The sequence below is a fragment of the Streptosporangium pseudovulgare genome (genome assembly GCF_014648055.1).
Lineage (GTDB): Bacteria > Actinomycetota > Actinomycetes > Streptosporangiales > Streptosporangiaceae > Streptosporangium > Streptosporangium pseudovulgare.
The window spans coordinates 274,761-287,174 of sequence record NZ_BMQJ01000005.1 but is presented as its reverse complement, the minus strand read 5'-3'; the positions used below and the strand labels follow the sequence as shown (position 1 = coordinate 287,174).

Here is a 12,414-nt window from a genome sequence, read left to right as displayed (position 1 = left end):
TCGCCGCTCGACCGGTTTTCCGCGGGCCGCCGGAAGGCCGCGCCGCACGCGCGGCGCCCGCCGCGGGGCGTGGCCCGCACCGCACGCCCGCCTCCGGGTGGGTCATCGGCGTCGGTGGGCGTCCGCGTGGCTCCCGGTTCGGGGCTCGGCGCGGAAGGTCGTCTGGGATAGCTTCGCCTACATGAGCGAACTCGACTCCCGCCTGCGTGCGGTGTGCGACATGGCCGTGGCCGAGTCCCGGGAGGCGGCCGGGCGGCACGAGTACGACGGGGTGGTGCAGGACCTCTCTCCCGAGGGGGTGCGCGCGGGGCTGGCCGCGCTCGGGAAGGGGTCGCCGCCGGACGACCCGCACGACGCCGCGCACCTGGAGATCTTCGAGGCGGCCACCCGGGCCGCGTTCGGTGAGCTGGAGCTGCACCGGCGCAGCCCGCTCACCCACCTGAACAATCTCGACCTGGCCTGCTACGACCGGGAGTACGCCCCGGAGGCGGAGCGGACCGCGGCCAGGCTCGCCCACCTCGCCCGCTGGCCCGAGGCGGTGGAGGGCGCGATCGCCTCGCTCGACCGGCTCAGCGCGCCGGTCGCCGGCGCGCTGCTCGGGGCGGTGCGGGGCCTGGCGGCCGGGGTGCCGGAGGACGCGGACGAGTCCGTGCGGGAGGCGGCGCTCAAGGCCCACGCCCGGCTGGTGGAGCACGTGGAGGAGGCGTCCCGCTCCGGCGACCCCGACGCCTCGCTCGGCGCCGAGGGGCTGGCCCTGCTGATGGGCTCGGGTGACGGCCTGCCGGTGGACCTCGACGCCCTCGCCGCGCGGGCCGACGCCGAGCGCGACCGGCTCATGGAGCGCCTCACCGAGTCGTGCGCGAAGCTGGGCTCGGCGGGCCGCCCCCCGCTGGAGACGGCGCGCGAGCTGGTCCGCGACCACCCCGGAATCGACGGCGTGATGGACGCCGCGCGGACCGGCGCCGAACGGGCGGTCGCCTTCACCCGCGAGAAGGACCTGGTGCCCTACCACGACGGCGAGTGCCGGGTCGGCCTGGCGCCCGAGTCGCGCCGCTGGGCCATGGCGATGATGAGCTGGGCCGCGCCGGGCGAGCCCGACGGCCCCTCGTGGTACCACATCACCCCGCCGGATCCCACCTGGCCGGAGCGCGACATCGAGGAGTGGCTGGAGGTCTTCAGCGCGACCACGCTGCCCGCGATCAACGTGCACGAGGTCGCGCCGGGGCACTTCTCCCACGGCCGGGCCCTGCGCCACGCGCCCTCCGACGTGCGCCGGACGCTCATGTCGATGGCGTTCGCCGAGGGCTGGGCGCACTACGCCGAGGAGCTGTGCGTCGAGGAGGGCTTCGCGCCCGACGACCCGCGCTTCGAGATCGGCGTGTGGCTGGAGGCGCTGATCCGGGTGACCCGGCTGGCCTGCGCGATCGGCGTGCACACCGGCTCGATGACGGTCGAGGAGGGCGCCCGCCGCTTCGAGGCCGACACCCACATCAGCGGTCCGGCGGCGATGTCGGAGGCGGCGCGGGCCACCTTCGACCCGACCTACGGCCGCTACACCTGGGGCAAGCTGGAGATCCTCGACCTGCGTGAGCGGGCGCGGGCGGCCTGGGGCGCGGGGTTCTCGCTCAAGCGCTTCCACACCGCCATGCTCGACCTCGGCTCCCCGCCGCTGGGCCTGCTGCCGAACATCCTCTGAGCGTCCTCCCGGACCTCCCGGACCTCCCGGACCACCCGGAGGTCCCCGGACGTCATCTGCCCGACCGCCGCGGGCCCGCCGTGGAGACACGGCCCGCGGCGGTCCCGCCCCGTCCGGAGCCCGTACGGTTTCCGGGACCCCCGAAGCCCCCTTTTCGGGCTCGGCGCAGGTGTGCCGACGAGCGCCGATAGACTGAAGACACCGCTGTGGTTTCTTTGGGGGTCTTGGTGTCTGATTTCGACACGGTCCTGGTCGTCGACTTCGGCGCGCAGTACGCGCAGCTGATCGCGCGACGGGTGCGTGAATGCCACGTCTACTCCGAGATCGTCCCGAGCACGATGCCGGTCGAGGAGATGCTGGCCAAGAAGCCCAAGGCCGTCATCCTGTCCGGCGGCCCCTCGTCGGTCTACGCCGAGAACGCCCCCGCCGTTCCCGCGGGCCTGTTCGAGACCGGGGTGCCGACCTTCGGCATCTGCTACGGCTTCCAGGCCATGGCCCAGCAGCTCGGCGGCACGGTGGCCCACACCGGCCTGGCCGAGTACGGCGGCACCCCGCTGGAGGTGCGGCAGGAGGGCGTGCTGTTCGCCGGGCTGCCCGTCGCGCAGGCCGTGTGGATGTCCCACGGCGACAGCGTCTCCGCCGCCCCCGAGGGGTTCGTCGTCACCGCCGCCACCGCGCAGACGCCGGTCGCCGCCTTCGAGAACCCCGAGCGGGGCCTGTACGGCGTGCAGTTCCACCCCGAGGTGCTCCACTCCGAGCACGGCCAGGCGGTGCTGAAGCGCTTCCTCGACGCGGCCGGCTGCCGTCCCTCCTGGACGATGCTCAACATCGTCGAGGACGCCGTCGAGGCGGTCCGCGCCCAGATCGGCCCGGAGGGCCGGGCCATCTGCGCCCTGTCCGGCGGGGTCGACTCCGCGGTGGCCGCCGCCATGGTGCAGCGGGCCATCGGTGACCGTCTGACCTGCGTCTTCGTCGACCACGGTCTGCTGCGCAAGGGTGAGGCCGAGCAGGTCGAGCGCGACTTCGTCGAGGCGACCGGGGTCAAGCTGCGCGTGGTCGACGCCCAGGAGCGCTTCCTGAAGGCGCTCGACGGGGTCACCGACCCCGAGGAGAAGCGGAAGATCATCGGCCGGGAGTTCATCCGGGTGTTCGAGGACGAGCAGCGCGCCATCCTCGCCGACGGCCCGGTCGACTTCCTCGTGCAGGGCACCCTCTACCCCGACGTGGTCGAGTCCGGCGGCGGCACCGGCACCGCCAACATCAAGTCCCACCACAACGTCGGCGGCCTCCCCGAGGACCTCCGGTTCACGCTGGTGGAGCCGCTGCGCACGCTGTTCAAGGACGAGGTCCGCCGGGCGGGCGAGGAGCTGGGGCTGCCCCCGGCGATGGTCTGGCGCCAGCCGTTCCCCGGGCCGGGGCTCGGCATCCGGATCGTCGGCGCGGTCACCCGCGAGCGCCTGGAGATCCTCCGCGAGGCCGACGCCATCGCCCGCGAGGAGCTCTCCCGCGCCGGGCTCGACCGGGATATCTGGCAGTGCCCGGTGGTCCTGCTGGCCGACGTCCGCTCGGTGGGCGTCCAGGGCGACGGCCGCACCTACGGCCACCCGATCGTGCTGCGCCCCGTCTCCAGCGAGGACGCCATGACCGCCGACTGGTCCCGCGTCCCCTACGACGTGCTCGCCCGGATCTCCACGCGGATCACCAACGAGGTCCGCGAGGTCAACCGCGTCGTCCTCGACGTGACGAGCAAGCCGCCGGGCACCATCGAGTGGGAGTAGACGGATACGGCGCGGCCCCGCGGAAGAATCTCCTTCCGCGGGGCCGCGCCGTGTCCGCCGCCTAGAGGGCGGGGCCGCGCCGTGTCCGCCGCCTAGAGGGCGGGGCCGCGCCGTGTCCGCCGTCTAGAGGGCGGGGACCCGGTCGAGGAAGCCGTGGACCTCCCGGAACCGGCCGTCCTCGGTCAGGACCGCGACGTCGAAGCCGACCACGATGGCCTCGCCGCCCTCGGGGCCGAGGTGCCAGGTGAAGCGGGCCACGTCGTGGTGGGCGTCGACGTCGCCGGCGAGGGTGAAGACCATGCCGGGGAACTGCCCCTGGACGGCGGTGATGACGGCGTCGATCGCGTCGCGGCCGGTGACGTCGGCGAGCGGGTCCACGTAGCGGGCCTCCTCGGCCCAGATGGTGTCGATCTCCGCGCGGCGCTCGGCGGCGTCGGTCATGTTCCAGGTGGCCAGGTAACGCTCGACCAGCTTGGCGACGTCGTTCATCTCGTTCTCCTTCGTGTTTCCCGCGGTTGTCCTCGCAGGTCACCAAGTTACGGAGAACGGCGGATCGTGGAATCCGTCACGTACCGGTACTTACCGGCACCGCTATCCGTCTACCCGCCGGGCCCGTCGCCGGCCGCACTCGGGAATTGTGGGGTTTTATCCTTTTTCTGACAGGTGAGCCGGTAAGTTGGGACGGGTGTCAACGAGCGCCGCCCTTCCCCCGCCCCCGCGACCCACCTCGGGGGCCCGGCTCGCGTGGCTGGACGCGCTGCGCGGCCTGGCCGCCGTCGCGGTCCTGCTGGAGCACCTGCTGCCGTGGTTCATGCCCGCCCTGCGACCCTACTGGTTCAACCTCGGCATGTACGGCGTACTGGTCTTCTTCCTGGTCAGCGGCTACATCATCCCGGTGTCGCTGGAGGGCCGGGGTGACGTCCGGGCGTTCTGGATCGGCAGGGGGTTCCGGCTCTACCCGGTCTACCTGCTGGTCGCGGCCGTCGTCCTGGTGATGGCGGTGTGGCTGCCGGTCCGCGAGCAGGTGCCGCGCGACCTGGCGGGCGTGCTCGGGCACGCCACGATGCTGCTGGACGTGCTCCACATGGGCGGCCTGGCCGACACCATGTGGACGCTCTCCTACGAGATGGTCTTCTACCTCCTGGTCACCGCGCTGTTCACCGGCGGTCTGCACCGCCGGAGCGGGACCCTGGCGGTGGGGTTCGGCGTCGTGGCGGTGGTGGCCGGGCTGGTGTTGTCCGCGCCGCTGCTGAAGGGCTCCTGGCCCGCCTACGCGGCCGGCGCGGTGTTCGCCGTGGGGATGTTCTGCCTGATCAGCGGCAAGTTCCGGGTCGCCGCCGCCTGGGTGCTCGGCGTGACGGCCGTGCTGCTGACGGTCTTCAGCAGCTTCGTGCCGTGGCTGGGCGCGGCGATCCTGGCCGTGATGTTCACCGGGACCGCGATCCGCCGCTGGGAGCAGGGCTCCGGCCGGCTCTGGCCGGTGGCCGCGGCCACCGTACTGGTGGCGCTGGCCCCGGTGTGGTCGCCGCAGGCGGGCTGGTGGTGGGTCCAGCCCGGCGTGTGGTTCACCACGATCGCGCTCGCGGGGGCGACGTTCGCGGGCGCGATGGCCCTGCGCGAACGTCGCCTGCCCCGCTCGCTGGTCAGGCTGGGCCTGATCAGCTATTCGCTCTACCTCCTGCACCACCCCCTGCTGAAGGCCGTCTCGGCCGTCGCCGGGGACGTCCGGGCCATGCGGCCGGCGGTGCAGGTGGCGGTGTCGGTGGCGACCATCGCCGCGGCGGTGGTGCTGAGCCTGCTCACCTACCGCTACGTGGAGGTGCCCATGCAGCGGCTGGGCAGGCGGGTGGCCCGGAGATGGTCTCAGAGGCCGTCGGCGGGCGACTCGGCGTACTCGCCGCTGTCGCCGAGCGGCGCGTCGGACGAGAGGTCGTCGTCCTTCTCGCTGCCGACCGGGTAGATGTCACCGGGCTTGAGGTCCTTCACGCCGCGCATGGCGGAGACCCCCACCATGTGGTAGCCCTGCTTCTTCAGCGCCGCGAGCAGCTTGGGCATCACCGTGACGGTCTGCGGGACCCAGTCGTGCATCAGGATGACGCCGTCGCGCTTGGCGTTCTTGAGCACCTCGTCGTAGATGGCCTTCTCGTTCTTGGTGGCCCAGTCGCGGGAGCCGCCGTTCCACAGGACGATGGGGAGCCCCATCTCCTTGGCGATCTCGACCACCCGGTTGTCCAGCTCGCCGTACGGCGGGCGGATCATGGCAGGCGCCTTGCCGGAGGCCTTCTTGACGACCTCGACGGTCTTGTTCAGCTCCTCGCGGATCCGGTCCTCGGACAGCTCGCGCAGGTGCGGGTGGGTGTAGCTGTGGTTGCCGATGTCGTGGCCCTCGGCCACCATCCGCTTGACGAACGCCGGGCGGGACTTCGCGTACTGGCCCTCCAGCATGAAGGTGGCCTTGGCGTCGTACTTCTTGAGGGTGTCGAGCAGCTTGTCGGCGTACTTGCCGGGGCCGTCGTCGAAGGTCAGCGCGATGCACTTGACCTTGGCGCAGTCCACCGGCGCGGACTTCGGCTTGGCCGAGGGCTTGGGCGAGGGCTTGGCTGTCGGCGTGGGCGAGGGCTTCGGCGTGCTCGCCGGCTTCGCCGTGATGTCGGAACCGCTCTGCGTCGCGCTCCAGGCGACGGCCGGGACGGAGGTCAGGGCCAGCGCACATGACGTGGCCAGCAGCATGCGGGCGGGAGACTTCATGAGGGGAGCTCCGGGTCAAATTGACGTCGGTTGAATGGGAATCTTATCGAGGCTTCCGATGGCTTCTGGGACCTATGCGTCACGATGTCCTGTGAAAAGCCCGGTTTTATGTCGCCAAATAAGTGTTTTGTGGTGATTTGGTGAGCAGGTATGCCGGGAGACAACGGGCGGACGAGCCCGTCCCCGTCCAACGGCAAACTTGACAACTCATGCGGTCACGGCCGGGTATAACGGCCCGAACGGACCCCCGGCGTGCCCCATGATGGGCACGGCCCCCCGCCTCGACGCGCTGGGAAGACGATGACGATCACTACGGCGGGGCCGCGTCCGGCCGGGGAGAGCGGGCCGGACGGCGGCGGGGACGGCGGGGACGGCACGCCGGCCCGGGACCGGTGGTTCCCGCTCGCCTGCTACGCGACCGGCCAGCTCGTGCTGCTCGGCTGGTGGCTAGCCCTCCACCCCGGGCTGATGAGCCCCGACACCGTCTCCTACGTCCGGCACGTCACCACCGGGCCCTGGACCGCCACCCACTCGGTCGCCTACGACGCCCTGCTCCGGCTGTCCCTGAGGGTCACCGGCGACCTGTCCCCGGTGACCCTCCTGCAGACGACGGCCATGTCCGCCGCGCTGGCCCACCTCGCCGGCGCCCTCCGGCCGTACGGCCCGCGCCGGCGGTGGCTGGTCGCGGCGGTGGGCTGCGCGGCGCTGCTCCCGCCGCTCGGCGCCTTCACCGTGACCATGTGGAAGGACGTGCCGTTCACCATCTGCGTCCTGCTCGCCGCCGGGACGGCCGCCGGGATCGCGGCCCGTCCGCGCGCCGGGACCCGGCACGGAGACGGAACCCCGCCGGGAGCCACGGTCCCGGACGGCGCCCCGGCCCCCGCCCGCCCGCGCGGCCGGGCCTGGGACCCCCGCCTGGCCGCCCTGGGCGCCGAGCTGCTCGGGGCGGGCCTGTTCCGCAACAACGGCTTCGTCGTGGCGCTGGTCGCCGCCGCCCTGCTGGTCCCGCTGCTGCCGGTCGCGCGCCGGTGGACCGCGGCGGTCGCGGCCGTCGCGGTGGCGACGCCTCCGCTGCTGCTGAGCATCGGCTACCCGGCCCTCGGCGTCGCCCCGCCGCCGCGCGTCTTCGCCTACCAGACGGTCTTCGGCGACCTCGCCGTGGCCTACGCCGAGCGCCCCGGACTGTTCGACCGCGGGCAGCGGGAGCTGCTGACCGGGATCGCCCCGATCGACACCTGGCTGCGCGGGGCGACCTGCCACACCGTGACCCGCGTCTACTTCGACCCGGACTTCGACGGCCGGGAGGCCGAGCGGCGCGTCTCGGAGGTCATGGACCTCTGGCGGGGCCTGCTGGTCCGCGCGCCGGGCGTGATCCTGGACGCCCGGCTCTGCCGCGCCGCGCTCGCCTGGCAGGTCGGCTCGACCGCCGGCGAGCCCGGCGGGGAGCTCTACCGGTTCTCGCTGCGCGACCCGGTGCTCCCGCCCGGCTGGGAGGGCACCCCGGTCGCCGCGGTCATGCGCGGCCGGCCGCTCTCCGAGGGGCTGCGGGCCGCCGCGCTGTCCGCCCTGGACGCGGCCGGGGCCCACCGGCTCGAATGGCTGCTGTGGCGGGGAGCCCTCTGGTGCTACCTCTGCTACGCGACGGCCGCGTTGGCCCGGCGGCGCACCGGAAGCCGGGCCGTGGCCGCCGTGGCCGCCGTGGTCTGCGCCCAGCAGCTCGGCGTGCTCCTCACCAACACCGCCCAGGACTTCCGGTTCATGGTGACGCCGATCATCGCCGGGGTGCTGCTGGTCCCCACGTTCCTGCGGGAGGCGCGGGCCCTGCTGTCACCCCGCTGACCCCCCGCCGATCCCCCGGCCCTCGGCGCCCTTCGCCGTGCTCCGGTGATCCCCCGGGCAGCCCGCGCCCCGGTCCCCCCGGTGTACGGCACGGCCCGCGCCCCGGCCCCCTCAGCGGTCGATCTCGTCGAACAGCGCCTCCCACCGGTCCAGGACGCGCGGCAGGAGATACCCCCGCATCCGCTCCCGGCTCCGGGCCCCCATCTTCCGGCGCAGCTCCCCGTCCGACATCAGGCGTTCCAGCGCGGCGGCGAACCCCCGCGCGTCGCCCGGCCCGACCAGGAGGCCGTTGTCCCCGTCGGCCACGAGCGCGCGCACCCCGGCCGAGACGTCGCAGGCCACGGCGGGCAGGCCGCAGGCGGCGCCCTCCGCCAGCACCAGCCCCCAGCTCTCGGCGTCGCTGGTCAGCGTGACGACGGAGGCGCCGAGATACTCGGCCTCGACGTCCGCCACCTGGCCGCGGAAGACGATCCGGTCACCGAGCCCCGTGGCGCGGGCCTGCTCCTCCAGGGCGGCCCGCACCGGGCCGTCGCCGACGATCCGCAGCTCCCACGGCTCGGCGGCGGACGGGGCCGCGGCGGCGAAGGCGTCGATCAGCAGGTCGATCCGCTTGGACCTGACCAGCCGCCCCGCCGAGACGATCCGCGGGGCGCGGAGCGGGGCCGGCTCGTCCGGGAAGACGCCGACCGGGTTGGGCATGACCCCGCAGTTGGCGAGCCGGTGGCGGGTGAAGGCCGCGGCGTACTCCTCGCACAGGAAGAGGGCCTTGTCGTAGTGGGCGTAGTGCTTCCTGATCAGCCGCAGGTGCGGGGTGCCGGCCGCGTCCTCGTAGGTCTGGTGGTACTGGCCGATCATGGCGAGGTGCGGCATGGGCACGTCGGAGATCCAGTGGGCGGCCCACGGCGAGGCGACGACCATGTAGCCGCCGGTGACCTCCTCGGCCAGCCCGGCCAGCTTCCGCTTGGCGGCGGCCACCTCGTCCGGGGACCGCCGGGGCCTGCCCGCGCGCCGCGGGAACGGCAGCCGGCGGGCGGGCGTCTCCGGGGCGGGCGCGCCGTACAGCGTGACGTGCCGGTAGGCGGGGGCGGCGACGTAGGACTGCGGCTGCCGGGAGGGGTTGATGCTGACCAGCGTCACCTCGTGCCCGCGCTCGGCGAGCCCCTGCGCCAGGGTGTGCAGGACCCGCTGGGAGCCGCCCATGGAGTCCCCGTCGGTGCTGACGAAGAAGACGCGGCGCGGTCGTGCGGTGCTCATCGGGTGGCCTCCGGGAGGCGTGCGGTCCATCGAGCGGTCTGCGGTGGAGGCGTCGTTCATCGGGCGGCCTCCGGGGATCGGGGGGCTTCGGGGAAGAACGCGTCCACGACCGCGCGGGCGGCCTGCCCGTCGTCCAGGGCGCACCAGCGGGCGCGGAAGTCCGCGTAGCGCTCGCCGTACCGCTCGGTGACCGTGTCGAGCCGGTTCAGCGCGGCGACGAGCTCGCCGGGGTTGCGCAGCAGCGGTCCCGGGGCGAGCCGTTCCAGGTCGAAGCAGACGCCCCGCCGGTCCGTGGCGTAGTGCTCGTAGTCGTCGGCGTAGTAGAGGATGGGCCGGCCCAGGCAGACGTAGTCGAACATGATCGAGGAGTAGTCGGTCACCAGGACGTCGGAGGCCAGCATCAGGTCGTTGACCTCGGGGTAGGACGAGGCGTCCCGGACGAGGTGGCCGAGCGGGTCCGGCACGGTGAAGCGGTCGAAGGGGTGGGCGCGCACCAGGATCACCCAGTCGCGGCCCAGTTCGGCGGCCAGGACCTGCGGGTCCAGCCGGATCGACTCCCCGCTGAAGCGCCGTTCGTCGCGGTAGGTGGGCGCGTAGAGGATCACCCGCCTGCCCTCGGGGACCTCGAAGAACTCCCGCGTCCGCCGCGCCCGCTCGCGCTGCTCGGGCTCGTCGTGCCGGACGAGCACGTCGGTGCGGGGGTATCCGGCGTGCAGCGCCTCGCCGGTGAACCCGCTGGCGTCGCCGAAGTCGCGGCGGAAGTCCGGGCCGGGGGTGAGCAGGACGTCCCAGCGCGCCACCGCCTCGGCGTACCTCCTGGCCATGGCCGGCTGGGCGCGCAGCCGGGGGTCGTCCAGGCCCATCTTCTTGAACACCTGGCCGTGCCAGGTCTGCAGGTACCGGGTGGCCCGGCGCTTGCGGTAGCAGTACGGGAGGTTGTGGCTGTCCACCCAGTAGCGGGCGCGGGCCAGGAACCATGCGTGGCGGAAGGTGTTGCGCCTGACCAGTACGGCGTCGCGGGGGAAGTGCGCGGCGTCGCCGGTGTGCGACCAGACGACCCTGATGGGGGCGTCGCGCCGCCGCAGCTCCTCGTAGACGTAGCGGGGGTTGCCGGTGTAGGCGCCGCCCTCGGCCGACTCGAACACCGCCAGCCGCCGGTCCACCGGCGTCAGCGCGGCGGCCAGCCGGTAGAAGCGGCCCAGGTTGCGCGGGGTGGCCAGGCGCAGCGGGAGGTCCCGCCACAGGCCGGCCGCCCGCGCGAGCCGTCCCCGCCGGGGGGACGGGCCGATCCGGCGCGCGGTCAGGCGGAACGGGACGTCGGCCGACGCCTCCAGCACCAGACGGCCGGCGGACAGGGTGCCGGTGGAGGTGAACGACAGGTCGGGGAAGGCCAGCACGGGCCGGGAGCAGGAACGCCCGCCCTCGGCGAGCGACAGCTCGACCGACTGGGGTTTCACCGCGTCCTCCGGCCAGTCCAGCGCGGACAGGTCGATCGTCACCTCCCACTCCCGCGTCCCGTCAGGCGCGGATCCGTCAGGCGCGGATCGGGCGGACGCGGATCCGGCGGGCGCGGGCTCACCGTGCGGCGCGGCCGGTTCGGACGCGGGCCCGCAGCGCGGCGCGGCCGGCACGGGTTCGGCCGGGAGTGCGGCGATCGTCCGTTTCCGGCCGCCGATCCGCAGCCGGGCGGTCGGCGCGCGGCCGTCGAGCACCCGGCCGGGGTCGTAGGTCCGCAGGCGGAGCCGTACCCGGTCGCCGGACGCCTCCAGGTCGGCGAGTTCGTGCCGGAGCAGCGCGGAGGCCAGCGGCTGCTCACCCAGGTGCGCCTCGGTGACGTCCAGCTCCTCGCGGCCCCGCTCGGTCGCGGGGACCGTCTCCCCCCAGAAGACGCGGCCGCCGTGCCGGGTGACGGTCCGGGGCGGGACCCACCTGCCGCCCAGCTCGACGGCGGCGGCGGCGACCTCCTCGTGGCGGCCCTCGCGCAGCAGCTGCACGCACACCCGCTCGGCCCGGCTCGACCGCCGGACGGCCGCCGGTTCCAGCGTGTCCACGTACGGGACGACGATGTCGGCGAACGCGGCGATCCACCCCGGGTCGCGCCGGGGCAGGTCGCCGAGGTAGAGGCGCAGGTCGTGGGAGAGGAAGCGGAAGTCCTTGTCCTCCTTCAGGTCGAGGGAGCCGGTGGCGGCCAGCACCCGGTCGGTGAGCTCGGCCGCCGCGATCCGCTGCCGCACGTTCTCCAGCTCGTGCCGCCGGGAGGAGATCGACGTCGTCGCCGGGGCGGCGGCGAGCAGCCACCGGTAGACCGGCCAGGGGACGACGGCGAACAGCTTGCTGTGGCAGAACAGCTCCGTGGACCAGACGATGTCCTCGTGGTGGATGCCGGTGGGGAAGCGGATGCCGGTCGCCTCCAGGAAGGCCCGCCGGTACAGCTTGTTGGTGGCCAGGCAGTTGAACAGCAGCTCCGGCTCGGCGCGGACGCCGTGCACGACCCGGCGCTCGGCGAAGAGCCGGGGGTACCAGAGGGTGGTGTTCCCGGTCCCCTCGTCGACGCGCTCCACGGTGCCCATGACGAAGTCGGCGCCGGTCGCCTCGGCCTCCAGCAGCAGGCTCTTGCAGGCGTGGCGGGGCAGCTCGTCGTCGCTGTCGAGGAACATCACGTACGGCGCCGCCGCGGCGTCCATGCCCGCGTTGCGGGGGGCGCCGCAGCCGCCGCTGTTGGCCGGCAGCCGGATGCAGCGGACCCTCGGGTCCTCCCGGGCGAGCGCCGCGACCACCGCCGGGGTGTCATCGCCGGAGCAGTCGTCCACGACGATCACTTCGAGGTTCTTGAGGGTCTGGCTGAGGACGGATCGTACGGCTCGCGGCAGCCGGGGCGCGTCGTCGTAGGTGATGACGACCACACTGACGTCCGGAACCGTGGAACGCTGTGTCATGGATGCGAACTCCGGTCGGATGTAAGGGGGTTTGCAGGGGTCCTGCGGGCGTCCCGACGCGCGGGGCCCGCCGTCCGCCCGTCGGAAGGGCCGGGCCGGGGACGGGACGGAAGGCCCGGGACGGGCCGAAGGGCCCGGGACACGGCGGAAGGCACGGGAGGAG

8 protein-coding genes are annotated in these 12,414 nt (G+C 73.7%); 4 read left to right on the top strand and 4 right to left on the bottom strand.

The features are described 5' to 3' along the window. The first annotated feature begins 181 nt into the window (after positions 1 to 181). Both IEZ10_RS13050 and guaA read left to right on the top strand, forming a co-directional pair. Positions 182 to 1,696 carry a DUF885 family protein gene (locus IEZ10_RS13050; RefSeq protein ID WP_189246758.1) on the top strand — a complete coding sequence of 505 codons (1,515 nt, stop codon included), beginning with the start codon at positions 182 to 184 and terminating at the stop codon, positions 1,694 to 1,696. Between the two features lie 227 nt (positions 1,697 to 1,923). Beyond that, complete coding sequence (gene guaA / locus IEZ10_RS13045; RefSeq protein ID WP_229811221.1) at positions 1,924 to 3,474, top strand: glutamine-hydrolyzing GMP synthase; 1,551 nt, start codon at positions 1,924 to 1,926, stop codon at positions 3,472 to 3,474. A 123-nt stretch (positions 3,475 to 3,597) separates the two neighbouring features. Here the strand turns inward: guaA and IEZ10_RS13040 are convergent, their stop codons facing one another. Beyond that, positions 3,598 to 3,963, bottom strand: coding sequence for a nuclear transport factor 2 family protein (locus tag IEZ10_RS13040; protein WP_189246756.1), 366 nt, complete (start codon positions 3,961 to 3,963; stop codon positions 3,598 to 3,600). A 196-nt stretch (positions 3,964 to 4,159) separates the two neighbouring features. Here IEZ10_RS13040 and IEZ10_RS13035 point away from each other — a divergent pair, with 196 nt between their 5' ends. Continuing rightward, entirely contained in the window at positions 4,160 to 5,434 is a 1,275-nt protein-coding gene (locus IEZ10_RS13035; RefSeq protein WP_189246755.1) for an acyltransferase family protein, read from the top strand. Here IEZ10_RS13035 and IEZ10_RS13030 read toward each other — a convergent pair. Continuing rightward, complete coding sequence (locus IEZ10_RS13030) at positions 5,338 to 6,222, bottom strand: polysaccharide deacetylase family protein (RefSeq protein ID WP_189246754.1); 885 nt, start codon at positions 6,220 to 6,222, stop codon at positions 5,338 to 5,340. The two genes, IEZ10_RS13035 and IEZ10_RS13030, sit on opposite strands and share 97 nt — an antisense overlap. A 300-nt stretch (positions 6,223 to 6,522) precedes the next feature. On the opposite strand from IEZ10_RS13030, the gene IEZ10_RS13025 reads away from it, so the two are divergent. Next, positions 6,523 to 8,061 (top strand): hypothetical protein, encoded by a 1,539-nt coding sequence (locus IEZ10_RS13025; protein WP_189246753.1) that lies wholly within the window; start codon positions 6,523 to 6,525, stop codon positions 8,059 to 8,061. 111 nt (positions 8,062 to 8,172) lie between these two features. Here the strand turns inward: IEZ10_RS13025 and IEZ10_RS13020 are convergent, their stop codons facing one another. Next, entirely contained in the window at positions 8,173 to 9,315 is a 1,143-nt protein-coding gene (locus tag IEZ10_RS13020; protein ID WP_229811220.1) for a glycosyltransferase, read from the bottom strand. A gap of 56 nt (positions 9,316 to 9,371) precedes the next feature. Further along, positions 9,372 to 12,251: a CDP-glycerol glycerophosphotransferase family protein gene (locus IEZ10_RS13015; RefSeq protein ID WP_189246752.1), complete on the bottom strand. Its 2,880-nt coding sequence runs from the start codon at positions 12,249 to 12,251 to the stop codon at positions 9,372 to 9,374. Between the last annotated feature and the right edge of the window lie 163 nt (positions 12,252 to 12,414).

Coding starts and splice junctions, on each gene's coding strand:
- IEZ10_RS13050 (WP_189246758.1), top strand. CDS start 182: ATGAGCGAACTCGACTCCCGCCTGCGTGCGGTGTGCGACATGGCCGTG.
- IEZ10_RS13040 (WP_189246756.1), bottom strand. CDS start 3,963: ATGAACGACGTCGCCAAGCTGGTCGAGCGTTACCTGGCCACCTGGAAC.
- IEZ10_RS13030 (WP_189246754.1), bottom strand. CDS start 6,222: ATGAAGTCTCCCGCCCGCATGCTGCTGGCCACGTCATGTGCGCTGGCC.
- IEZ10_RS13025 (WP_189246753.1), top strand. CDS start 6,523: ATGACGATCACTACGGCGGGGCCGCGTCCGGCCGGGGAGAGCGGGCCG.
- IEZ10_RS13020 (WP_229811220.1), bottom strand. CDS start 9,315: ATGAGCACCGCACGACCGCGCCGCGTCTTCTTCGTCAGCACCGACGGG.
- IEZ10_RS13015 (WP_189246752.1), bottom strand. CDS start 12,251: ATGACACAGCGTTCCACGGTTCCGGACGTCAGTGTGGTCGTCATCACC.